The organism is Streptomyces sp. NPDC003943 (assembly GCF_053605265.1).
This window is the reverse complement of sequence record NZ_JBSGIW010000045.1, coordinates 40,191-61,007: the sequence shown is the minus strand read 5'-3', so window position 1 is coordinate 61,007 and position 20,817 is coordinate 40,191. Positions and strand designations below refer to the sequence as shown.

Annotated in this window: 24 protein-coding genes; 15 read left to right on the top strand and 9 right to left on the bottom strand. The window is 73.8% G+C overall.

The window, feature by feature from the left end:
* From ACWEV0_RS19880 to ACWEV0_RS19870, 3 genes are all read left to right on the top strand, one after another.
* The coding region (locus ACWEV0_RS19880) for a Clp protease N-terminal domain-containing protein (protein WP_453150628.1) at positions 1 to 202 on the top strand (202 nt) is incomplete at its 5' end.
* Positions 203 to 243: 41 nt separating this feature from the next.
* Entirely contained in the window at positions 244 to 1,233 is a 990-nt protein-coding gene (locus tag ACWEV0_RS19875; RefSeq protein ID WP_453150627.1) for an EamA family transporter, read from the top strand.
* Positions 1,234 to 1,419: 186 nt separating this feature from the next.
* Positions 1,420 to 2,406, top strand: coding sequence for a DMT family transporter (locus ACWEV0_RS19870; RefSeq protein WP_453150626.1), 987 nt, complete (start codon positions 1,420 to 1,422; stop codon positions 2,404 to 2,406).
* Here ACWEV0_RS19870 and ACWEV0_RS19865 read toward each other — a convergent pair.
* The gene (locus tag ACWEV0_RS19865) at positions 2,396 to 3,058 is read right to left on the bottom strand and encodes an FMN-binding negative transcriptional regulator (RefSeq protein ID WP_453150625.1); all 663 of its coding nucleotides are present in this window, start codon (positions 3,056 to 3,058) and stop codon (positions 2,396 to 2,398) included. The two genes, ACWEV0_RS19870 and ACWEV0_RS19865, sit on opposite strands and share 11 nt — an antisense overlap.
* 25 nt (positions 3,059 to 3,083) lie before the next feature.
* Complete coding sequence (locus tag ACWEV0_RS19860; protein WP_453150634.1) at positions 3,084 to 3,782, bottom strand: pyridoxamine 5'-phosphate oxidase family protein; 699 nt, start codon at positions 3,780 to 3,782, stop codon at positions 3,084 to 3,086.
* 53 nt (positions 3,783 to 3,835) lie between these two features.
* Here ACWEV0_RS19860 and ACWEV0_RS19855 point away from each other — a divergent pair, with 53 nt between their 5' ends.
* A complete protein-coding gene (locus ACWEV0_RS19855; RefSeq protein ID WP_453150624.1) occupies positions 3,836 to 5,167 on the top strand; it encodes an aminotransferase class I/II-fold pyridoxal phosphate-dependent enzyme in 1,332 nt (443 codons plus the stop codon).
* A 137-nt stretch (positions 5,168 to 5,304) separates the two neighbouring features.
* Here ACWEV0_RS19855 and ACWEV0_RS19850 read toward each other — a convergent pair whose 3' ends face one another.
* Positions 5,305 to 6,318, bottom strand: a complete 1,014-nt coding sequence (locus ACWEV0_RS19850) for a DMT family transporter (RefSeq protein WP_453150623.1) — start codon at positions 6,316 to 6,318, stop codon at positions 5,305 to 5,307.
* A 75-nt stretch (positions 6,319 to 6,393) separates the two neighbouring features.
* Between ACWEV0_RS19850 and ACWEV0_RS19845 the strand changes: the two genes are divergently transcribed.
* Positions 6,394 to 7,299 (top strand): LysR family transcriptional regulator, encoded by a 906-nt coding sequence (locus ACWEV0_RS19845; protein WP_453150622.1) that lies wholly within the window; start codon positions 6,394 to 6,396, stop codon positions 7,297 to 7,299.
* A 53-nt stretch (positions 7,300 to 7,352) separates the two neighbouring features.
* Here ACWEV0_RS19845 and ACWEV0_RS19840 read toward each other — a convergent pair whose 3' ends face one another.
* The gene (locus ACWEV0_RS19840) at positions 7,353 to 7,820 is read right to left on the bottom strand and encodes a pyridoxamine 5'-phosphate oxidase family protein (protein ID WP_453150621.1); all 468 of its coding nucleotides are present in this window, start codon (positions 7,818 to 7,820) and stop codon (positions 7,353 to 7,355) included.
* Positions 7,821 to 7,905: 85 nt separating this feature from the next.
* Between ACWEV0_RS19840 and ACWEV0_RS19835 the strand changes: the two genes are divergently transcribed.
* Complete coding sequence (locus tag ACWEV0_RS19835) at positions 7,906 to 8,556, top strand: cysteine hydrolase (protein ID WP_453150620.1); 651 nt, start codon at positions 7,906 to 7,908, stop codon at positions 8,554 to 8,556.
* On the opposite strand, the gene ACWEV0_RS19830 is transcribed toward ACWEV0_RS19835, so the two are convergent.
* On the bottom strand, positions 8,543 to 8,944 hold the full coding sequence (locus tag ACWEV0_RS19830) for a Rieske (2Fe-2S) protein (RefSeq protein ID WP_453150619.1): 402 nt from the start codon (positions 8,942 to 8,944) through the stop codon (positions 8,543 to 8,545). The two genes, ACWEV0_RS19835 and ACWEV0_RS19830, sit on opposite strands and share 14 nt — an antisense overlap.
* A 121-nt stretch (positions 8,945 to 9,065) precedes the next feature.
* On the opposite strand from ACWEV0_RS19830, the gene ACWEV0_RS19825 reads away from it, so the two are divergent.
* From ACWEV0_RS19825 to ACWEV0_RS19795, 7 genes are all read left to right on the top strand, one after another.
* The gene (locus ACWEV0_RS19825) at positions 9,066 to 9,920 is read left to right on the top strand and encodes a HipA family kinase (RefSeq protein WP_453150618.1); all 855 of its coding nucleotides are present in this window, start codon (positions 9,066 to 9,068) and stop codon (positions 9,918 to 9,920) included.
* A complete protein-coding gene (locus ACWEV0_RS19820; RefSeq protein ID WP_403789314.1) occupies positions 9,917 to 10,300 on the top strand; it encodes a DUF3037 domain-containing protein in 384 nt (127 codons plus the stop codon). The genes ACWEV0_RS19825 and ACWEV0_RS19820 overlap by 4 nt, the downstream gene beginning before the upstream one ends.
* Positions 10,301 to 10,463: 163 nt before the next feature.
* On the top strand, positions 10,464 to 11,225 hold the full coding sequence (fabG, locus tag ACWEV0_RS19815; protein ID WP_453150617.1) for a 3-oxoacyl-ACP reductase FabG: 762 nt from the start codon (positions 10,464 to 10,466) through the stop codon (positions 11,223 to 11,225).
* 41 nt (positions 11,226 to 11,266) lie between these two features.
* On the top strand, positions 11,267 to 12,034 hold the full coding sequence (locus ACWEV0_RS19810) for an SDR family oxidoreductase (protein WP_453150616.1): 768 nt from the start codon (positions 11,267 to 11,269) through the stop codon (positions 12,032 to 12,034).
* Between the two features lie 148 nt (positions 12,035 to 12,182).
* Positions 12,183 to 13,763: an ABC transporter substrate-binding protein gene (locus tag ACWEV0_RS19805; protein WP_453150615.1), complete on the top strand. Its 1,581-nt coding sequence runs from the start codon at positions 12,183 to 12,185 to the stop codon at positions 13,761 to 13,763.
* Between the two features lie 106 nt (positions 13,764 to 13,869).
* Positions 13,870 to 14,553: a uracil-DNA glycosylase gene (gene ung / locus ACWEV0_RS19800; RefSeq protein WP_453150614.1), complete on the top strand. Its 684-nt coding sequence runs from the start codon at positions 13,870 to 13,872 to the stop codon at positions 14,551 to 14,553.
* 86 nt (positions 14,554 to 14,639) lie between these two features.
* A complete protein-coding gene (locus tag ACWEV0_RS19795) occupies positions 14,640 to 15,131 on the top strand; it encodes a hypothetical protein (protein ID WP_453150633.1) in 492 nt (163 codons plus the stop codon).
* A 34-nt stretch (positions 15,132 to 15,165) separates the two neighbouring features.
* Here the strand turns inward: ACWEV0_RS19795 and ACWEV0_RS19790 are convergent, their stop codons facing one another.
* From ACWEV0_RS19790 to ACWEV0_RS19780, 3 genes are all read right to left on the bottom strand, one after another.
* A complete protein-coding gene (locus tag ACWEV0_RS19790; protein WP_453150613.1) occupies positions 15,166 to 15,639 on the bottom strand; it encodes a hypothetical protein in 474 nt (157 codons plus the stop codon).
* A 136-nt stretch (positions 15,640 to 15,775) separates the two neighbouring features.
* Positions 15,776 to 16,312 (bottom strand): DinB family protein, encoded by a 537-nt coding sequence (locus tag ACWEV0_RS19785; RefSeq protein ID WP_453150612.1) that lies wholly within the window; start codon positions 16,310 to 16,312, stop codon positions 15,776 to 15,778.
* A gap of 43 nt (positions 16,313 to 16,355) precedes the next feature.
* Positions 16,356 to 16,985 carry a TetR/AcrR family transcriptional regulator gene (locus ACWEV0_RS19780; protein WP_453150611.1) on the bottom strand — a complete coding sequence of 210 codons (630 nt, stop codon included), beginning with the start codon at positions 16,983 to 16,985 and terminating at the stop codon, positions 16,356 to 16,358.
* A gap of 91 nt (positions 16,986 to 17,076) precedes the next feature.
* Here ACWEV0_RS19780 and ACWEV0_RS19775 point away from each other — a divergent pair, with 91 nt between their 5' ends.
* Together ACWEV0_RS19775 and ACWEV0_RS19770 are read left to right on the top strand one after the other, a co-directional pair.
* The gene (locus ACWEV0_RS19775; protein WP_453150610.1) at positions 17,077 to 18,273 is read left to right on the top strand and encodes an FAD-dependent monooxygenase; all 1,197 of its coding nucleotides are present in this window, start codon (positions 17,077 to 17,079) and stop codon (positions 18,271 to 18,273) included.
* Between the two features lie 43 nt (positions 18,274 to 18,316).
* A complete protein-coding gene (locus tag ACWEV0_RS19770; protein ID WP_453150609.1) occupies positions 18,317 to 19,222 on the top strand; it encodes a Gfo/Idh/MocA family protein in 906 nt (301 codons plus the stop codon).
* On the opposite strand, the gene lnt is transcribed toward ACWEV0_RS19770, so the two are convergent.
* Complete coding sequence (lnt, locus tag ACWEV0_RS19765; protein ID WP_453150608.1) at positions 19,194 to 20,783, bottom strand: apolipoprotein N-acyltransferase; 1,590 nt, start codon at positions 20,781 to 20,783, stop codon at positions 19,194 to 19,196. The genes ACWEV0_RS19770 and lnt overlap by 29 nt on opposite strands.
* Between the last annotated feature and the right edge of the window lie 34 nt (positions 20,784 to 20,817).

Sequence of the window (20,817 nt, the reverse complement as noted above, 5' to 3'; positions counted from 1 at the left end):
CACCGGCGACGACGGCCGCGACGACGAGGACGACGACACCTACGAGGACGAGCCGGGCGGCGACCGAAGGGTCCGCGGGCTCGATCTGCTCGCCGTGCTCGCCGCCGATCCCGGCAGCCGGGCCGCCGAGGTGCTGCGCGCCGCGGGGGTCGACCGGGCCGCCCTGACGGTCCGGATCGAGGAGCTGTCTCAACAGGTGTAACGGGGGTTACGCACCTGACCGGGTCCTGTCATCATGGCCCGATGCACGCGTCTCAGGGGAGAAGCGCCGGCCTGGGACTCGCCCTGGCATCGGCCTTCGCATTCGGTGGTTCAGGAGTGGCGGCCAAGCCGCTCATCGAGGCGGGCCTCGACCCGCTCCACGTGGTGTGGCTGCGGGTGGCCGGTGCCGCCCTCGTCATGCTGCCGGTGGCCTGGCGCCACCGCGACCTGGTGCGCCGCAAGCCCGCCCTGCTCGCCGGCTTCGGACTGCTCGCCGTCGCGGGCGTCCAGGCGTGCTACTTCGCCGCCATCTCCCGGATCCCGGTCGGCGTCGCCCTGCTCATCGAGTACCTCGCCCCCGCGCTCGTCCTCGGCTGGGTCCGCTTCGTCCAGCGGCGGCCGGTCACCCGCGCCGCGGCCGTCGGTGTCGTCCTCGCCGCCGGCGGGCTCGCCTGTGTCGTGCAGGTCTGGTCCGGACTGAGCTTCGACCTCCTCGGCCTGCTGCTCGCGCTCGCCGCCGCCTGCTGCCAGGTCGGCTACTTCGTGCTCTCCGACACCGGCAGCGACGGGGCCGACTCCGCCGACCCGCTCGGCGTCATCGCGTACGGACTCCTCGGCGGCGCCCTCGTCCTCACCCTCGTCGCCCGCCCGTGGGGCATGGACTGGTCGGTGCTCGGCGGCACGGCCGACATGAACGGCACCGACGTCCCGGCCTGGCTGCTGATCGGCCACATCGTGCTGATCGCCACCGTCCTCGCGTACGTCACCGGCGTCATCTCGGTGCGCAAGCTCTCCCCTCAGGTCGCCGGCGTGGTGGCCTGTCTGGAGGCGGTGATCGCGACCGTGCTCGCCTGGGTGCTGCTGGGCGAGCACCTGGCGGCGCCGCAGATCCTCGGCGGCGTGGTGGTCCTCGTCGGCGCGTTCATCGCGCAGTCCTCGACGCCCAAGGCCGCGGCGGCCGAACCGGTGGCCGGATCGGCGGTCACCGCGGCGGAGGGCGCCGAGGTGGCGGCCGGGCGGACCGCCCCGTAGGGTGCCGATCATGCACTCGACCGTTCTGCCGCCTCCCGCCGCCTAGCGCGGGCGGCCCCTTCCGCTGACGAAGACCGGGCTCGGGCGTGCCGACACACGGCCCCCGAGCGGTTCGTCGCTGCCCGCGCGCAGCCGAGCGACCACCCATCCCTGTCTTCACGACGGATTCACGGAAGAAGAACGCGCGTGTCGCACACGTCTGTCACGCCTGCCTCCGCCCTGTCCACCGGGCGGAGCCTCACCTATCTGATCGTCGCCGGAATCGCCTGGGGCACGGCCGGCGCCGCCGCCTCCCTGGTCTTCCGGGCCAGCGACCTGGGCCCCCTCGCCCTCTCCTTCTGGCGCTGCGTCGGCGGGCTCGTCCTGCTGCTCGGGGCGCTCGCGCTGCGCCGCGGACCGAAGGCCCCGGCCGCTCCCGAGCCGCTTCGCAGGCGCCTGGTCCGCATCCTCGGTACGGGCCTCGGCCTGACCGTCTTCCAGAGCGCCTACTTCGCCGCCGTGCAGGCCACCGGGCTCGCCGTCGGCACCGTCGTGACCCTCGGCGCCGGCCCCGTGCTCATCGCGGCCGGCGCGCGGCTGCTGATGGGCGAGCGGATCGGGGCGGGCGGCGCGATCGCCGTCGCCGGGGCACTCGCCGGGCTCGGCGTGCTGGTCCTCGGCGGGCTCGGGGACGGCGGCGCCGAAGTGCGGCCGCTCGGCGTCCTCCTCGCCGTCCTCTCCGCCGCCGGATACGCGGCGATCACCCTGCTCACCCGGTGGCTCGGGCGCACCGGCGGGGGCGGGGACGCGCTCGCCACCACCACCTGGGTGTTCGCGATCGGCGCCGTCGGCCTGCTGCCCACGGCCGCGGTCGAGGGACTCGTCCCGCACACCGACGCCCCGGCGCAGGTGCTGGGCCTCCTGGTGTACGTGGCGGCCGTGCCGACCGCCCTCGCCTACGCCCTCTACTTCGCCGGGGCGGCCGTGGTCCGCGCCGCGACCGTCTCCGTGATCATGCTCCTGGAGCCGGTGAGCGCGGCGGCCATCGCGGTCACGCTGCTCGGCGAACGCCTCACCGCCGCGACCGTCGCGGGCACCCTGCTGCTGCTCACCGCCGTCACCGGCCTGGCCCTCACGGAGGCCCGCACGGCGGCGGTCCGCCGCAAGGGCGAGGCGGTGGCGGTCACTTCGTAGCGCTCGCGGCGCCGGTGGCGCGGCGGCGGAGCTGATGGCTCCGGGCCGCCGCGTCGCCGGGGCCGGCGCGCTCGGCGAGGCGCTCCGAGACCCGCTCCCGGACCTCCACCGGCTTGTTGCCCGCGTACTTGAACTTCGCCCGCACGTCGGTCACTTCGAGCCGCAGGACACGGATGCCCGCGAGCATCCGGCCGAACGGCGCCTGGCCCGGGCGCACCGCCGCCGTGCCGCCCTCCGGCTGGAAGTGGGCGACCTGCCGGTTCAGCAGGGCCGCCTTCTCCTCCGGGTCCTCGACGATGTGCGCCGTGCAGCGCAACTGCACGGCCGCGTAGTACGAGGTGGGCGTGCCGTGCTCGGTGGGCGCGCCGTCCGGGGCGGTCCAGTGGCCCGGCACGTACACGTAGTCGTCGACCACGCTGAGCAGCACGGTGGGACTGCGCTCCAGGTCGTGCCAGAGCGGGTTCGGGCGGGCGAGATGGGCGATCGCCTGCCCGTACGGGCCCGGCTCGGCCTCGTAGCGGAAGTGCATCGGCTGCACCCACGGCGGCTCGCCTGCCGCGCCGTTCACCGCGAGCTGGCCGAAGTCGTGGGCGGCGAGCCAGTCGCGCCACTCGCCCTCGTCGTGGGCCGCGTCCCAGGGGTGGATCAGCATGGTGTCCCTCCGCTGTCGGACGCCGTCAGAGCGCGGCGACGTAGCCGGGGAGGGCGACGGCCGGGTCCAGGTCGGCGGCCGGCTCGGGCGTGCCGTAGCTCTTCTGGACCGGGATCACGCCCGCCCAGTGGGGGAGCGCGGCGTCCTCGGGCTCGTCGTTGGGACCGCCGGTGCGGACCTTCGCGGAGACCTCGGCGAGGTCGATGCGGAGCACGGCGGTCGCGGCGAGTTCCTTGGCGTTGCCGGGCCGGGAGTCGGCGGCGCGGCCGGGCACCACGTGGTCGACGAGCGCGTCGAGGGCGGTGCGCAGCTCCTCGGGGTCGGTGACCTGATGCGCGGTGCCGTGCACGACGACCGACCGGTAGTTGATCGAGTGGTGGAAGGCGGACTTGGCGAGGACCAGGCCGTCCACGTGGGTCACGGTGAGGCAGACCGGCAGGCCCGGAGCCTCCGCGCCCGTGCCGTCGCCCTTGCTCTCGCCCTTGCCCTGGCCGGCCATGCGCATGGGCCGGGAGCCGGTCGAGCCGTGCACGTAGAGGACCTCACCGACCCGGCCGTAGAGGGTCGGAAGCACGACGGGCGCGCCGTCGCGGACGAAGCCGAGGTGGCAGAGGTAGGTCTCGTCGAGTATCGCGTGCACCAGCTCGCGGTCGTAGGAGGCCCGGTCGCGCGAGCGGGTGGGGACGGTCCGCTCGGTGGGCTCGTAGCTCCTCGTGGCCGTCATCGCGTCCGTCTCCGACATTGCGTACTCCATTGCACTAGTGCATACTTGGCTTTGTGCTAGGAGAGTATCTGATCGAAGGCCGTCGCGCATCGGAGATCGCCGCCAGCGTCGAGCGCGGGGTGGGCACCGGGCGGCTCTCGCCCGGGCAACTGCTCCCGCCCATGAGGGAGTTGGCGGCCAGACTCGGGGTGAATCCGAACACCGTCGCCGCCGCGTACCGCACCCTGCGCGAGCGCGGAGTGATCGAGACCGACGGGCGCCGCGGCAGCCGGGTGCGGCCCGCGCCCGCGACCACCGCCCGCGGCTCGATCCGGGTCGAGGCGCCCGAGGGCGTCCGCGACGTCAGCAACGGCAGCCCCGACCCCGCGCTGCTGCCGCCGCTCGACACCGTCTTCGCCGCGGTCGCGCGCGAGTACGCGGAGCGGCCGCCGATGTACGGGGAGGCGCCGGTCGACGAGGAGTTCGCGGCGCTCGCACGGGCCTCCTTCGACGCGGGCGGGGTGCCGGCCGGGCCGGTCGGCGTCGCGTCCGGCTCGCTCGACGCCGTCGAGCGGGTGCTCGCCGCGCAGCTGCGGCCGGGCGACGCGGTCGCCGTCGAGGACCCCGGCTGGGGCAGCCTCCTCGACCTCGTACCGGCGCTCGGGCTGCGGCCCGTGCCTGTCGCCGTCGACGACGAGGGGCCGCTGCCGGAGTCCGTGGCGCGGGCGCTGCGGGCCGGGGCGCGGGCCGTGATCGTCACCGACCGGGCCCAGAACCCCACCGGCGCGTGCGTCACCGCCGAGCGCGCCGCCGCGCTGCGCGCCGTGCTCGACGACCACCCCGACGTGCTGCTCGTCGAGGACGACCACGGGCACGGCATCGTGGCCCAGCCGCTCCACCCGCTCGCCGACGGGCGCGGCAAGTGGGTCTTCGTGCGGTCCGTCGCCAAGGCGTGGGGCCCCGACCTGCGGATCGCCGCCTTCACCGGCGACGCCGAGACCGTCGACCGCGTGCTCGGGCGCCAGCGCCTCGGCCCCGGCTGGGTCAGCCGGCTGCTCCAGCGCGCCGTCGTCCACCTGTGGCGCACCGGCGCCCTCGACCCCGAAGCCGTCGCGGCGGCCTACGGCGCCCGGCGCGACGGCCTGGTCCGCGCCCTCGCCCGCCGCGGCGTCACGGCCCACGGCCGCAGCGGGATGAACGTCTGGGTCCCGGTGACCGACGAGACCGGCGCCGTCGCCCGTCTCCTCGCCCGCGGCTGGGCCGTCGCCCCCGGCGCCCGCTTCCGCCTGTCGGCCGGACCCGCCGTGCGCCTCACCGTCTCCGGGCTCACGCCCGCCGACATCGAGCCACTGGCGGACGCGGTGGCGTACGCGGCGGGACCGGCGCCGGCGCGGAGTTACGGGTGAGGGAGAGAGGCCCGGGGTAGGGGGCGCTGCCCCTTCCGGTCCGCCGCCCGCTGCCGGTCGGAGCTCCGCGGCTGTCGCCGTGCCGGCTCAGGGGCGGTCCCGCCGCGAGGCGGGCGCCCTGGCTGCGGAGCCCTGGGCTACCGGGCGACGGGCCGGGGGTCGACCGCCGGCCCGCTGACCGGTTCGCCGGTCCCGCCGGCTCCGACGGCCACCGGTTCGGCGACCCGGTCGCTGGGCGCGCGGCGCGGTCCGCGGGTCTGGGTGAGCGCCGCGCCCGCCAGGACGACGAGCGCGCCCACCGGGGTGTTCCACGTCAGGTGCTCGCCGAGGACGGCGACGCCGGCGGCCGTGGCGATGACCGGGATGAAGTACGTGACCATGGCCGCCGTCGTCGGGCCGACCTCCGCCACCACGCCGTACTGGAGCAGCATCGCGTACCCCGTGCCCAGCGCGCCGAGCGCGATCACCGAGAGCAGCGGGAGGAGCTCGATCCGGCTCGGCCAGGTGGTGAACAGCGGGGTGACCAGGGCCAGTTGGAGGGTGGCGAAACCGACCTGGGAGCAGGCGAGGGAGAGGTTCGAGGAGCCCGTGCCGGCGAGCGTGCGGCGGACGTAGATCCAGCCGACCGCGTAGCTGAACGAGGCGAGCAGGGCCAGCGCCGTGCCCGTGACGTCCAGGCCCGAGAAGCCCTGCCAGGCGCCGAGCACGGTCAGCACGCCGATGAAGCCGATGCCCAGGCCTGCGGCCCGCACCCGCGTCGGGCGGTCCTCGGAGAGCGCGACCAGCGAGAGGACCATGCCCCACAGCGGGGTCGTGGCGTTGCAGATGCCGGCGAGCGTGGACGGGATCGTCAGCTCGGCGTAGGCGAAGAGCGAGAACGGCAGCGCGTTGAGCAGGAACGCCGCCACCGCGAGATGGACCCAGGTGCGCGCGCCGCGCGGCAGCCGCTCGCGCTTCACGAGGAGCGCGACGGCCAGCACCGCCGTACCGAAGAGGAGCCGGCCGAAGGTCACCTGGAAGGGGGCGAAGCCCTCCGTGCCGACCTTGATGAAGAGGAAGCTGAAGCCCCAGATCAGGGCCAGGACACCGAAGCGGACGCGCCAGTCGACAGCGCGGGGGAGGCGGGTGAGGGAAGGGGAGGGGCTGCTCATGTCCCTCAGGGTCGCCGACCTGAACCTCGTAGTACAAGCGAGAATTCCTCGACCCGATGTCTTAGCATCGCTTACATGTTGAACCTGGAGCGCCTGCGGACCCTCGACGCCGTCGCGCGGCACGGCTCGGTGAGCGGCGCCGCCGAAGGACTGCACGTCACCACCTCCGCCGTCTCGCAGCAGCTCACCAAGCTGGAGCGCGAGATCGGCCAGCAGCTCCTCGCCAAGAACGGGCGCGGGGTGCGGCTCACCGACGCCGGGCTGCTGCTCGCCGAGCACGCGGCCCGGATCCTGTCCCAGGTCGCCCTCGCCCAGGCGGACATCGAGGCGCAGCGCGGCCAGGTGGTCGGCGAGGTGCGGATCGCGGCCTTCCCGACGGCGATGCGCGGGCTCTTCCCGACCGCGATCCGCGCGCTGCGCGCAGCCCACCCCGAGCTGCGCGTGCACACCGCGGAACTGGAGCCGGACCTCGGGGTGCGCGAGGTGCTGCGCGGGGACAGCGACCTCGCCGTCGTCCTCGACTGGAACAACAAGCGGGCGCCCCTCCCGGCCGGGCTCGAACGGGCCCATCTGCTCGACGACTCCGCCGACGTGGCCATGCCCGCCGACCATCCGCTGGCCGGGCGGGAGACCGTGGACCTGGAGGACTTCGCCGACGAGGAGTGGGTCTCCTGGCCGGCCGGCGAGTTCTGCCACGACTGGCTGATCTTCACGCTGCGCGGCAAGGGCATCGAGCCCCGGATCGCCCACGTCGCCGGCGACCACCACACCCAGCTCGCCCTGGTCGCCGCCGGGCTCGGCATCTGCGTCGCGCCCCGGCTCGGCCGGCCCGTGACCATGGACGGCGTCGCCTTCGTGCCCGTACGGCAGTCGGTGCGCCGCCACATCTACGCGACGTGGCGCACGGACGCCGGGCGCCGGCCGTCCATCCGCGCGGTCGTGGACGCGCTGCGGGCGGCCGGGGCGCCGGTCTCCGGCTAGGGGCTGTTCGGCGGATCAGGGTCGGACAGGCCCTGGACCTTACGGAGCCCGCCTCAGCCTCCGGCGAGTTTGCGGAAGTCCCAGGAGGCGACGGCGGTCGGGGTGAGCCGCAGCCAGGCGTGCCGCCCGTCGTGCGGCATGGCGTCGAGGCCGAAGTTCTTGGCCGCGAACAGGCGCTCGGGGGCGTCGAGTTCGGGGCAGGGCTCGCCGGTGCGCGGCGCCTCGCCCACGAACTCCACGCTGCCCGACAGCTCCGCCCCGCGCAGCTCCCCGTACGCCACGCCGTCGTCGACCAGGACCGAGACCTGGGGCCGGGCCCTCAGCTCGGCCCAACGGCGGCTGCGGGTGAGGGAGTAGAGCCAGAGCGAGGTGCCGTCCCAGGCGAACCAGAGCGCGCCGAGGTGCGGGCGACCGTCGGCCGAGACGGTCGCGACCCGGCAGGTGCGCTGCTCGGTGAGGAAGGTGTCGAGCTCGGCCGGGGTCATCATGATCCGGCGGCCGTGGCGCTGTGCGACGGTCATCGTCCGCACCCTTCTGGATTTCTGATGAGGTGTCAGAAATCATGCTGCCACCGCAGTCGAGGTGCAAGGGGAGGACGTCATGGTCATGACCCGGTCCGAACGGCTCAGGGAGCAGCTCGCCCCGGACGGCACCGTGCTGCTCACCGTCGAGTGCCAGCAGGGCGTCGTCGGGCCCGACAGTGCGCTGCCCGAACTCGCCGCCGTGGCACGCGAGTCGGGCGCCCTGGGCAATGTCGCCCGGCTCGTCGCCGCCGCGCACGAGGCCGGCGTGCAGGTCCTGCACGCCGTCGCCGAGCGGCGCCCCGACGGGCGCGGCGCCAGCGGCAACGCGCCGCTCTTCCGCGCCGCCGCCCGGCTCCCCGTACAGCAGCACACCGCGAGCGCCGCCGTACGGATCGCCGAACCCGTCGAGGTCGCCGAGGAGGACCTCGTGGTGCGGCGGCTGCACGGGCTCTCGCCGATCGCCGGGACCGACGTCGACGCGCTGCTGCGCAACCTCGGCTGCCGGACCCTGGTCGTCAGCGGAGTCTCCGCCAACGTCGCCGTCCCGAACGCCGTCTTCGACGCCGTGAACCTGGGCTACACCGTCGTCGTGCCGAGCGACGCCGTCGCGGGCGTGCCGGCCGACTACACGCCCGCGATGATCCGCCACACCCTCGCGCTCGTGGCCGGCATCGCCACCACCGACGAGGTCCTCGACTGCTGGAAGACCGCCGGGCGGATCAGCCGAGCCTGATCGTGTCGCCCGACACCTCGATCGGCGTCGGCTCCAGGGGGCGGGTCGCCGGACCCTGCTTCACGCTGCCGTCCGAGGCGTCGAACCTGCTCTGGTGGCACGGGCAGACGATGACCCCGTCCGCCACGCTGCCGACCGTGCAGCCCTGATGCGTGCAGCGGGCGGAGAACGCCAGGAACTCGCCGGCCTTCGGCTGGGTGATCACCACGCCCTTGTCGGCGAGCACCTTCCCGCCGCCCACCGGGATGTCACCGGTCTTCGCGAGCGGCGCGTTCTCCTCGACGACCTGCTTGTCCCCGCCGTCCCCGCCGCCACAGGCGGCCAGCGCCGCCGCCAACCCCGCCGTGCCCGCCGCCGCGACGACCGTCCTGCGCGCCACACCGCTCATACCGCAACCCCTTTGTTCACCGTCGTGCCGGATGTACGCGCGCCATCGTGCCCGACGCACCCCCTGCGGAACGAGCCCCGCGCGCGCCCGAACGGCCGGACCGACTCGATAGCCTGGGGGGATGCTTACCGAAGTGACAGCGACCCGCTATGTCACGCCCTTGCGCGAGGGCGGCTCGCTCCCCGGGATCGTCGAGGCCGACGACCTCGGCACGTACGTCATGAAGTTCACCGGCGCCGGACAGGGGCGCAAGACCCTCGTCGCCGAGGTGATCTGCGGGCAGCTGGCCCGGCGGCTCGGGCTCAGGGTGCCGGAGCTCGTGGCGATCCAGCTGGACCCGGTGATCGGGCTCTCGGAGCCGGACCAGGAGGTGCAGGAGCTGCTGAAGGCGAGCGGCGGGCTGAACCTCGGGATGGACTTCCTGCCCGGATCGCTCGGCTTCGACCCGCTCGCGTACGAGGTCGACCCGAAGGAGGCCGGCAAGGTCGTCTGGTTCGACGCCGTGATCAACAACGTCGACCGGTCCTGGCGCAACCCCAACATGCTGGTCTGGCACGGCGAGCTGTGGCTCATCGACCACGGCGCCACCATGATCTGGCACCACAACTGGCCCGGCGCCCAGGCGTCCGCCGCCAAGCCCTACGACGCCTCCGACCACGCCCTCGCGCCCTTCGGGCCCGACATCGCGGCCGCGGCGGCCGAACTGGCGCCGCTCGTCACCCGCGAGCTGCTCACCGAGGTGGCCGCCGACGTGCCCGACGAGTGGCTGGTCGACGAGCCCGGCTTCGCGAGCACCGACGAACTGCGGGCGGCCTATGTGGAGGCGCTGCTGCCGCGCGCGGCGACCATCCACGAGCGGATCACCCTCGGGCCCCGCACCGACCGGCGGCCCCAGCAGCCCCCCGGCTGGCTCGCCGACCGGCTCGCCCCGCGCACCGCCCAGAAGGACAGCACCCAGAAGGACAGCACCACGTGACCGACCGCGATGTCTTCGAGTACGCGCTGCTGCGCGTCGTGCCCCGCGTCGAGCGCGGCGAGTGCTTCAACGCCGGCGTGGTCGTCTACTGCCGCGCCCGGTCCTTCGTGGCCGCCCGCACCCATCTGGACGAGGCCAAGCTCGCCGCGCTCGACCCGAACGCCGACGTCACCGGCGTACGGGCCGCGCTGCACGCGGTCGAGGGCGTCTGCCTGGGCGGCGACGCCGCGGGGCAGGCGGCCCGGGACGACGCCGGCCGGCGCTTCCGCTGGCTGATCGCGCCGCGCTCGACGGTGGTCCAGCCCGGGCCCGTGCACACCGGGCTGACCGCCGACCCCGAGGCCGAGGTGGAACGCCTGCTCGACCTGCTCGTGCGCTAGCCCGCGCGCGGCCCGGTGCACCCGGTGGGCCGTTGACACCGGGTGCCAGGGCTTCTAGCGTCTCGTCTGCGGACCTACTAAGCGGTTGCTCATGTGCGGGAGCGCGAGCGGACCGCGGGTACGGACCGTATCCAGGGACGATCCAAGGGCGAGGAGAACAAGCATGTCCACCACCGAGCAGCGCGTAGCCGTCGTCACCGGTGCGGCGCGGGGCATCGGCGCCGCCACCGCGATCCGGCTCGCGGCCGAGGGCCGCGCCGTCGCCGTGCTCGACCTCGACGAGGCGGCCTGCAAGGACACCGTCGAGAAGATCACCGCCGCGGGCGGCCGCGCGCTCGCCGTCGGCTGCGACGTCTCGGACAGCGCCCAGGTGGAGGCCGCGGTCGCGCGGGTCGCCGCCGAGCTCGGCGCGCCGACGATCCTCGTCAACAACGCGGGCGTGCTCCGCGACAACCTGCTCTTCAAGATGTCCGAGTCGGACTGGGACATCGTGATGAACGTGCACCTCAAGGGCGCGTTCCTGATGGCCAAGGCCGTCCAGAAGCACATGGTGGACGCCGGCTTCGGCCGGATCGTCTCGCTCTCCTCCTCCTCGGCGCTCGGCAACCGCGGCCAGGCCAACTACTCCGCCGTCAAGGCCGGTCTGCAGGGCCTCACCAAGACCCTCGCCAAGGAGCTCGGCAAGTTCGGCATCACGGCCAACGCCGTCGCCCCCGGCTTCATCGTCACCGAGATGACCGCGCAGACCGCCGAGCGGGTCGGCATGGGCTTCGAGGAGTTCCAGGCGGCCGCCGCCTCCATGATCCCGGTGCAGCGCGTCGGCCGCCCCGAGGACGTCGCCAACGCCATCGCCTTCTTCACGGGCGACGACGCCGGGTTCGTCTCCGGCCAGGTCATGTACGTGGCCGGCGGACCGCTCAACTGACGCGCGGCGCGGAAGGAGTCAAGGACGAAGGAGTCAAGGACATGAGCGCGAAGCAGCTGCCCGAGCTGTCGGGCAAGGTCGCCCTGGTCACCGGCGCCAGCCGGGGCATCGGCTACGGCGTCGCCGAGGCCCTGGTCGCCCGCGGCGACCGGGTCTGCATCACCGGACGCGGCGAGGAGGCCCTCAAGGAGGCCGTGGAGCGGCTCGGCGCCGACCGGGTCATCGCGGTGCCCGGCAAGGCACACGACGAGGCCCACCAGGCCGCCGCGGTCGAGGCCACCATGGCGGCCTTCGGCCGGGTCGACTTCCTGGTCAACAACGCCGGTACGAACCCGGTCTTCGGTCCGATCGCCGAGCTCGACCTCGGTGTCGCCCGCAAGGTCTTCGAGACGAATGTGGTCTCGGCGCTCGGTTTCGCCCAGCAGACCTACCGGGCCTGGCAGAAGGAGCACGGCGGGGCGATCGTGAACATCGCCTCGATCGCCGGAATCTCCGCGTCGCCGTTCATCGGCGCGTACGGAATGAGCAAGGCCGCCATGATCAATCTCACCCTCCAGCTGGCGCACGAATTCGCCCCGCTGGTCCGGGTCAACTCGATCGCCCCGGCCGTCGTGAAGACGAAATTCGCCGCCGCGCTCTACGAGGGCCGGGAGGCCGAGGCGGCCTCCCGCTACGCGCTCGGCCGGCTCGGCGAACCGCAGGACATCGGCGGTGCCGCCGCCTTCCTCACCTCGTCCCAGGCGGAGTGGATCACCGGCCAGACACTGGTCGTCGACGGCGGTCTTTTCCTGAACTCCGGAGTCGAGTGACCGGTATCCGGACACTTCCCTGAATTCCTGACCGGTTTGGCCCCGGTTGCACGCGGAATGCCTCAAGTGCCCCGCCAGGGTCGGCCATTGATCTGGCGGGGCGCTGCGGTATCGTCTGCCGACCCCAGGCTGAACGAGGAGCGTGCGCGTGTTCAACCGGACGAGTCTGCAGGCGACTGCAGCCCTTGCGTCCATATCCGTCCTGTCCGGATGCAGCGTGTTTTCGGACGCTGAATCCACGGCGGAACAGAGAATCGTCGTGGGGACGACGAGTTCTCCCACGACGCTCGATCCCGCGGCCGCCTGGGACAATTCCTGGGAGCTTTTCCGGAATGTCTTCCAGACGCTCGTGGCCTTCCCCACCGGCAGCGCGGCACCGAAGCCGGACGCCGCCGACTGCCAGTTCAAGCCGGACTCCAACAGCCGGGTCTTCGAGTGCTCGATCCATGACGGGCTGACCTTCTCCAACGGGCACAAGCTGGACGCCAACGCGGTCAAGTACTCGATCGAGCGGATCCGCACCATCAAGGTCGAGGGCGGCCCCAACGGCATGCTCGGATCGCTCGACAAGATCGACGTCCCGGACCCGAGCACGGTGGTCTTCCGGCTGAACAAGCCCGACGCGACCTTCCCGTTCATCCTCGCCACCCCGGCCATGTCGATCGTCGACCCGGCCGAGTACCCCGCGGACAAGCTCCGCGAGGACGGCAAGCTCATGGGCTCCGGCCCGTACGTCCTCGACTCCTACGAGGAGGGCGAGGAGGCCAGGCTGAACACCAACCCCAGCTACAAGGGCTTCGCCGACCGCAAGAACGGCGGCGTGACCATCCGGTACTTCAAGGAGTCCGAGCCGATGGTCGCCGCCCTGAAGAAGAAGGAGATCGACGCCACCTACCGCGGTCTGACCGCCGCCGAGGTGGTCGACCTCCAGGCCGACAAGCCGGAGAACGAGCACCTCCAGCTCGTCGAGTCCACCGGCGCGGACATCCGCTACCTGGTCTTCAACGCCAATGGCGGAGCGGTCGCCAAGCTGCCCGTGCGCAAGGCCATCGCCCAGCTCGTCGACCGCGACGAACTGGTCAGCAAGGTCTACCAGGGCACCGCCGAGCCGCTGTACTCGATGGTCCCCAAGGGCATCGCCGGGCACACCACCAAGTTCTACGACCGCTTCGGCTCGCCCAGCGTCGCCAAGGCCAAGGCCATCCTGCGCGGCGCCGGCATCACCGAGCCCGTCGAGCTGGACTTCTGGTACACCACCGACCGTTACGGCTCCGCCACCGCCGGCGAGTTCGCCGAGCTCAAGCGGCAGCTCGAGGAGTCCGGGCTGTTCAAGATCACCCTGCACGGCAAGCCGTGGAAGGAGTTCCAGGCCGGCTACCAGCACGGCGAGTACCCGGTCTTCGGCCGCGGCTGGTTCCCCGACTTCCCCGACCCGGACAACTTCATCGCGCCCTTCGTGGGCAAGGAGAACGTCCTCGGCACCCCCTACATCAGCCCGGAGATCACTGACGACCTGCTGCCGAAGTCGCGCCGGGTCAGCGACCGCGGGGCCGTCACGGACGAGTTCAACGAGGCCCAGGAGATCCTGGTCCAGGACGTCCGGCTGCTGCCGCTGTGGCAGGGCAAGCTCTACATCGCCGCCAGCGAGGACATCGGCGGCGGCGAGCGGGCGCTCGACCCGCAGACCGTCATGCAGATGTGGGAGCTCAGCCGCCGTACCAGCTGGTAGGACACCCGCGGAAGCCCGCGCGGGAGGAGGGAGCGGGCGGCATTGTCAGTGGGTCCCGGTAGGTTCTCGTTCGGAGTAACAAGAACGCCCACCGGAGGTTGTTGACGTGACCGACACCGACATGCTGCCCGAGTCCTGGCGCGGCGTCCTCGGCGCCGAGCTGGAGAAGCCCTACTTCGCGCAGCTCACCGCGTTCGTCGAGGAGGAGCGGGCCAAGGGGCCGGTCTACCCGCCGCGCGAGGAGGTCTTCGCCGCCCTCGCCGCCACCCCGTTCGACCGGGTGAAGGTCCTGGTCCTCGGCCAGGACCCGTACCACGGCGAGGGTCAGGGCCACGGCCTGTGCTTCTCCGTCCGCCCTGGCGTGAAGACCCCGCCCTCGCTGCGCAACATCTACAAGGAGATGCAGGACGAGCTCGGCCACCCCATCCCCGACAACGGCTATCTGATGCCGTGGGCCGAGCAGGGCGTGCTGCTGCTCAACGCGGTGCTCACGGTCCGCGCCGGCGAGGCCAACTCGCACAAGGGCAAGGGCTGGGAGAAGTTCACCGACGCCGTCATCTCGGCCGTCTCCGCCCGCCCCGACCCGGTGGTCTTCGTGCTGTGGGGCAACTACGCGCAGAAGAAGCTGCCGCTCATCGACGAGTCGCGGCACGTGGTGGTGAAGGGCGCCCACCCCTCGCCGCTGTCGGCCAAGAAGTTCTTCGGCTCCGCGCCGTTCACCCAGATCGACAAGGCCGTCGCGGCGCAGGGACACGAGCCGATCGACTGGCGCATCCCCGACCTCGGCTGAGCCTCGCCCGGATCCGGCGCGGCGCCGGTTAGCGTCGGATCCGAGTCTTGTCCCCGGCCGTCTCGTACGAGGGCCGCAGCGACCGCATGGACAGCGTGGAGGCCGTAGTGACCGGGCAGCAGGTGTCGGACGACGCCGTCATGACCAGGATCGGGCAGGCGATGATGCTGCTCCACGGCGGCGACCGGGAGGAGGCCCGCAACCGCTTCGGCGCGATCTGGCAGCAGCTCGGACCGGACGGCGACCCGCTGCAGCGCTGCACGCTCGCCCACTACATGGCCGACGCCCAGGACGACCCGGACACCGAGCTGGCCTGGGACCTGCGGGCGCTGACCGCCGCAGAGGGCCTCGACGAGGACCGGCTGGCCCGGCACGACTCGGCGGCCGCGCTGCGGGCCCTCTACCCGTCGCTCCACCTCAACCTCGCCGCCGACTACGTGAAGCTGGCCCGCCCCGACGCGGCCCGCGTCCACCTGGACCGGGCCCGCGCCGCCTCCGCGTACCTGGACGACGACGGGTACGGGAACGGGGTGCGGGCCGCGATCGAGCGCCTGGAGCTGCTGCTGCGCGGGCAGTGAGGCACGCACCCCGGGGCCCGCGGGCTCCTGTGCCTCAGTGCCCGTAGGTGCCCCGGCAGATCCGCGCCTGCTCGCTGCGCGGGCTCCAGCCGCCGTACGCCTCGCCGAGGGCGCAGACGTCGGCCCGGGAGTGCGGCGCCTTCGCCACCTCCGGCAGCTCGGGCAGTCCGGCGGCCGGGTGTCTGCGCTGCTGTCCCGGTGCGTGGTCGGGGTGCGGGCTCGTGGCCTGGTGCCGGTGCGCCGGGGCCGGGCCGGCGACCGGGTGGCGGGCGACGGTCGAGCGGGGCTCGGGCGTCGGGGCATCGGGCATCGCCGCCTCCAGGGCCTCCCGGGCGGGGCCCTGGACGATCTGGGGCGCGACGTCCTGACCGGCGGGGCCGGGCGAGGCGGCGGGGGCGGGCGCGGGGGCCGCGGGGGACGGTTCGACGGCGACGCAGCCGGAGAGGGCGGCCATCGCCATCCCGGCCACGCCGGCGAGCAGCGTCACTGTGGTTCTGGTTCCATGCACCCGCGCAACTCTGCTGGTCGCGGCGGGTTCCGCGAACCCCTACTCGCGGGGAATGCCCCGCACGAGTGATCACCCGGGCGCGGGCTGACCGCGCGGGCCAGGCACGGCGCCCGGGGGGAGCCCGGGCCGCTTCGGCTCAGTCGCCGGTGGCGCCGTCGATGCGCTCGCGGATGAGGTCCGCGTGGCCGTTGTGGCGGGCGTACTCCTCGATCATGTGGAGGTAGATCCACCGCAGGTTGAAGGTCTGGCCGGAGCGGTGCTTGCCCACGGTCAGGTCGTCGAGGCCGCGGCCGGCCGCGTTGGCCCTGGCCCGCTCGATCTCGGCCTGCCAGGTGGCGTACGCCTCCTCCCAGGTGTCCTCCTCGGTGACGTGGATGTCCCGGTCCCGGTCCTCCTCCGTGCAGTAGATCCAGCCGGCCTCCTCCCCGGTGAGGACCCGCCGGAACCAGCCACGCTCGACCTCGGCCATGTGGCGGACCAGGCCGAGCAGGTTGAGGTCGGACGGCGGCGCGGAGGCGGTGCGCAGCTGCGCGTCGTCGAGGCCCGCGCACTTCACCGCCAGGGTCAGGCGGTGCCAGTCGAGCCACTGTTCCAGAGCCGTGCGCTCCGCCTCCTGGGTGGCGGGCAGGGTGCGCGGGTCCGTGTCGATGCGTTCGGCAAACATGCTCCGCATCCTGGCCGAGGAATCCCTCCGAGGCCAGGGAATTGATGCGGGTTCAGCCGTCGGCGGCGCCGAGCATGCCCCGCAGCAGCTCCTCGAATCCGGCGCGCAGCTCCGCCCGGCCGGGCACGGCCGCGTGGAAGGAACCGGCGGCGCAGGAGAACATCAGCCCCTCGCACCAGGCGATGAGCGAGAGCGCGTGCCGCTCGGGCGCGGGGGAGCCGGCGGCCCGCATCATCGCGATCAGCGGAGTGTGGAAGACGCTGCCCGCCGAGTCGAAGAAGGAGCGCAGCTCGGGGCGGCGGGTGGCCTCCAGGGCCAGCTCGTAGCGGGACACCAGCAGCGCCCGGTGGTCCGTCAGATAGCGGTGCAGCGCGAGCGCGAGGGCGTCGACCAGGGCCTCGGGCCCGGCGCCGGCGGCGGGCAGCTCGTGCGGGGCGAGCACGGCCGCCTCCAGCTCGACCTGGCGGCGTACGGCGGCCTCCAGGAGGGCCTGGCGGGTGCGGGCGTGGTTGGAGGTGGAGCCCTGGGGGAGTCCGGCCCGCTCGTCGACGGCGCGATGGGTGAGCCCGCGCATCCCGCGTTCCACCAGCAGGTCGAGGGCGGCGTCGCCGATGCGCTCGGCGCGGGTGGGCGGGGAGCCCGGCGGGGCGCCGGGAGCGTCGGGAGCGGGTGCTGCGGTCATGGGGGACAACCTATCGAGCCCGCCCTGGCATCGCGACTACAGGTGTAGTACGTTCGAGACGTCACTACAGCTGTAGTCCCGAGGGGGAGTCATGGAACAGCACCGCGCCGTCGTCGTCGGAGCCGGCATCGGCGGCCTCACCGCCGCCATCGCCCTGCGCGCCCGCGGCTGGCACGTCACCGTCCTCGAACGCGCCGCCTCCCACCGCCCCGTCGGAGCCGGCATCGGCCTCGCCCCCAACGCCCTGCGCGCCCTCGACGTCATCGGCCTCGGCGACCGGGTCCGCGAGCTCGCCGCCTGGCAGGGCGACGGCGGCATGCGCCGCCCCGACGGCCGCTGGCTCGTCCGGACCGACGCCAAGGCCGCCGCCGCACGCTTCGGCGACCCCCTGGTCGCCCTCCACCGCGCCACCCTCGTCGACCTGCTGCGCGCCGAACTCCCCGAGGGCACGATCCGCACCGGCACGGCCGCCGTCCTCGCCGACCCCGGCGACGCCCACCGTCCCGCCCGCCCCGCCCGCCTCACCACCCCCGACGGTGAACTCGAGGCCGAACTCGTCGTCGGCGCCGACGGCATCCACTCCGCCCTGCGCCGCACCCTCTTCCCCGCCCACCCCGGCCCCCGCTACGCCGGCTTCACCACCTGGCGGACCGTCATCCCCGCCCCCGCCGCCCCCTTCGCCCCCCACGAGACCTGGGGCCGCGGCCGGCTCTGGGGCACCCAGCCGCTGAAGGACGGCCGGATCTACGCGTACGCCGCGGCCACCGCACCCGCCGGGGCACACGCCCCCGACGACGAACGCGCCGAACTGCTGCGCCTGTTCGGCGACTGGCACCACCCCGTGCCCGAGATCCTCGCGGCCGCCGACCCGGCCGGCGTGCTGCGCCACGACGTCCACCACCTGATCGACCCGCTGCCCGCCTTCCACCACGGCCGCACCGCCCTCCTCGGCGACGCCGCCCACGCCATGACCCCGAGCCTCGGCCAGGGCGGCAACCAGGCCATCGAGGACGCGATCGTGCTCGCCCACCACGCCGGGCCCGGCGCGCCCGTCGACCGCGCCCTCGCCGCCTACACCGCCGACCGGCTGCCCCGCACCACCGCCGTCGTCCGCCGGGCCGCCCGCACCGGCCGCGCCACCATGCTCAGCGCCGCCCCCGCCGTCGCCCTGCGCGACGCACTCGCCGCCGCCGTCTCCCGCTTCGGCCCCGGTCTGATCCTGCGCGGCTTCGACGGCATCGCGGACTGGCACCCGCCGGTCGGCGACGCGCCCGCGCGCGTAAGCTGACCGGCGCGAACGGCGCTACCCCCACCCCCAGGAGGAGACCCCCGTGAAGGTCGGCTGCATCGGACTCGGCGACATCGCCCAGAAGGCATATCTCCCCGTGCTGACCACCCTTCCCGGGGTCGAGCTCCACCTCCAGACCCGCACCGCCGCCACCCTCGACCGCGTCGGCGACACCTTCCATGTGCCCGCCGGCCGCCGCCACCGCGACCTGGACTCGCTGCTCGCCGCCGGACTCGACGCCGCCTTCGTGCACGCCCCCACCTCCGCGCACTCCGGAATCGTCACCCGGCTCCTGGAGGCCGGCGTGCCCACGTACGTCGACAAGCCGCTCGCCTACCACTACGCCGAGTCCGAACTGCTCGTGGCACTCGCCGAGAAGCGGGCCGTCAGCCTCGCCGTCGGCTTCAACCGCCGCCTGGCGCCCGGCTACGCCCAGTGCGCCGACCACCCGCGCGACCTGATCCTCATGCAGAAGAACCGGATCGGACTGCCCGAGGACCCGCGCACCTTCGTCCTCGACGACTTCATCCACGTCGTCGACACCCTGCGCTTCCTGATCCCCGGCGAGGTCGAGCACATCGACGTACGCGCCCGGATCCGCGAGGGCCTGATGCACCACGTCGTGCTCCAGCTGTCCGGTGACGGCTTCACCGCCATCGGCACCATGAACCACATGAGCGGCTCCACCGAGGAGATCCTGGAGGTCTCCGGGCAGGACTCCAAGCGCCAGGTCCTCAACCTCGCCGAGATCGTCGACCACAAGGGCCAGCCCACCGTGCGGCGGCGCGGCGACTGGGTGCCGGTGGCCCGCCAGCGCGGCATCGAGCAGGCGGTGCACGCCTTCCTCCACGCCGTACGGGAGGGGCGCCTGCTCAGCGCGCGGGACGCCCTGCTGACCCACGAGCTGTGCGAGCGCGTCGTCAGCGAGTCCCTCGCCCAGGCGTCCTGAGCCGGCTCGTCAGCCACCTCGCCGCGGCGGTGGCCAGCAGCACCAGGACCGCCGCGTACAGCGGCCACGGGCCCAGCCGGTCGTACGGCGTCCGGGTGTCCGACAGCGGCAGCTCGTAGACGGCGGAGGCGCTGGCGCGGGTGCCGAGCACCGGCCCGGTACGCCGCCCGTCGGGGCCGTACGCGGCGCTGACCCCGGTCAGCGTCGCGTGCACCATCGGCCGGCCCGTCTCCGCCGCCCGCAGCGCGCCGAGCGAGGCGTGCTGCGCCGGGGCCCAGCTGTCCTGGAAGGTCGAGGTCGACGACTGGGCGACGAGCACCGCCGCGCCGTTGTCGGCGAGCCGCCGGCTCATGTCGGGGAAGGCCGTCTCGAAGCAGATCAGCGGACCGATCCGCAGGCCGGGCGCCGTGCCGCCGGGGGCGGCCGGCAGGGTCATCACCACCGGCGCCGTGCCGCGCCGCCGGTCCTCGGCCGCCGCCTTGCCGACCGAGGTCGCCCAGCCGAGCATCGGCCGCATCGGGATGTACTCGCCGAACGGCACGAGCCGCATCTTGTCGTAGCGCTCGTCCGTCGGCCCGTCCGGCCCGACCAGGATCGCGCTCTTGTAGATGCCCGGCCGGTCGGAGCGGCGCGCGTCCACGTTCACCAGGATCGGCGCGCCGACCCGCCGGGCGAGCGCGGTGAGCCGGGCGGAGAGTTCCGGCCGGGTCCGCAGGTCCGCGCCGACGCTGCTCTCGCCCCACACCACCAGGTCGAGCCGCTGCCCGGCCAGCGCCCGGGTCAGTGCCTCGCCCCGGGTGAACCGCAGGCCCGCGACCCCGGCCCCGGCGGGGTCGTACACGCCCGGCTGGACCACCGCGATCCGCACCGTGCCGGTGAGCCGCGGCGCCGGCACGCTCCACCAGACAAGACCCAGGACCAGCGCGCCGCCGGTGAGACCGGCGATCCCGGTACGGCGTACGGGCGCGGTCGTGGCGAAGAGCAGGGCGACCGCCGTGTTCACCGCCACCACCAGCAGGCTCACCAGCCACACCCCGCCGACCGAGGCGAGCCGCAGCGCCGGCGGCACCTGCCACTGGCTCGCCCCGAGCAGCCCCCAGGGCCCGCCGAGGCCCTGCCAGGAGCGGACCAGCTCGACCATCAGCCAGCCGGAGGGGACGACCAGGAGCGCCGCGGCGGCCCGCGCCGGGGACGGCGGCCCGCCGAGCATCGCCCGCACGAGCCGCCCCCACGGCAGCCAGAGCAGCCCCATGAGCACGGCGAGCACCAGCAGGAACACGTGCAGGCTCGGCAGCAGCCAGTGGTGCACCGCCAGCATGAAGCCGACCCCGCCGGACCAGCCGTCCAGACCGGCCCGGCGCGCGCTCGGAGCCGTACGGATCAGCAGCAGCCAGGGAACGAGGGCGACGTAGGCGAACCACCACAGGGACGGCGCCGGAAAGGCGAGCGCGGGCAGCGCGCCGAGCACCAGGGCGAGTGCGGAGCGCCGCACACCGGACCACCGCCCGCCGCCGCTGTCGCCGGCCGCGGGCGTGGCTTGGGTGCGTGCGCCGACGGTCATGCCCCGCCTCCAGGAGTCGCCTCCAGTGTGCGCG

Excerpts from the sequence above, each read along its gene's own strand:
- ACWEV0_RS19875 (WP_453150627.1), top strand. The coding sequence starts at position 244 with ATGCACGCGTCTCAGGGGAGAAGCGCCGGCCTGGGACTCGCCCTGGCA.
- ACWEV0_RS19865 (WP_453150625.1), bottom strand. The coding sequence starts at position 3,058 with ATGCTGATCCACCCCTGGGACGCGGCCCACGACGAGGGCGAGTGGCGC.
- ACWEV0_RS19860 (WP_453150634.1), bottom strand. The coding sequence starts at position 3,782 with ATGACGGCCACGAGGAGCTACGAGCCCACCGAGCGGACCGTCCCCACC.
- ACWEV0_RS19850 (WP_453150623.1), bottom strand. The coding sequence starts at position 6,318 with ATGAGCAGCCCCTCCCCTTCCCTCACCCGCCTCCCCCGCGCTGTCGAC.
- ACWEV0_RS19845 (WP_453150622.1), top strand. The coding sequence starts at position 6,394 with ATGTTGAACCTGGAGCGCCTGCGGACCCTCGACGCCGTCGCGCGGCAC.
- ACWEV0_RS19840 (WP_453150621.1), bottom strand. The coding sequence starts at position 7,820 with ATGACCGTCGCACAGCGCCACGGCCGCCGGATCATGATGACCCCGGCC.
- ACWEV0_RS19835 (WP_453150620.1), top strand. The coding sequence starts at position 7,906 with ATGACCCGGTCCGAACGGCTCAGGGAGCAGCTCGCCCCGGACGGCACC.
- ACWEV0_RS19830 (WP_453150619.1), bottom strand. The coding sequence starts at position 8,944 with ATGAGCGGTGTGGCGCGCAGGACGGTCGTCGCGGCGGCGGGCACGGCG.
- ACWEV0_RS19825 (WP_453150618.1), top strand. The coding sequence starts at position 9,066 with ATGCTTACCGAAGTGACAGCGACCCGCTATGTCACGCCCTTGCGCGAG.
- fabG (WP_453150617.1), top strand. The coding sequence starts at position 10,464 with ATGTCCACCACCGAGCAGCGCGTAGCCGTCGTCACCGGTGCGGCGCGG.
- ACWEV0_RS19810 (WP_453150616.1), top strand. The coding sequence starts at position 11,267 with ATGAGCGCGAAGCAGCTGCCCGAGCTGTCGGGCAAGGTCGCCCTGGTC.
- ACWEV0_RS19795 (WP_453150633.1), top strand. The coding sequence starts at position 14,640 with ATGGACAGCGTGGAGGCCGTAGTGACCGGGCAGCAGGTGTCGGACGAC.
- ACWEV0_RS19785 (WP_453150612.1), bottom strand. The coding sequence starts at position 16,312 with ATGCGGAGCATGTTTGCCGAACGCATCGACACGGACCCGCGCACCCTG.
- ACWEV0_RS19780 (WP_453150611.1), bottom strand. The coding sequence starts at position 16,985 with ATGACCGCAGCACCCGCTCCCGACGCTCCCGGCGCCCCGCCGGGCTCC.
- ACWEV0_RS19775 (WP_453150610.1), top strand. The coding sequence starts at position 17,077 with ATGGAACAGCACCGCGCCGTCGTCGTCGGAGCCGGCATCGGCGGCCTC.
- lnt (WP_453150608.1), bottom strand. The coding sequence starts at position 20,783 with ATGACCGTCGGCGCACGCACCCAAGCCACGCCCGCGGCCGGCGACAGC.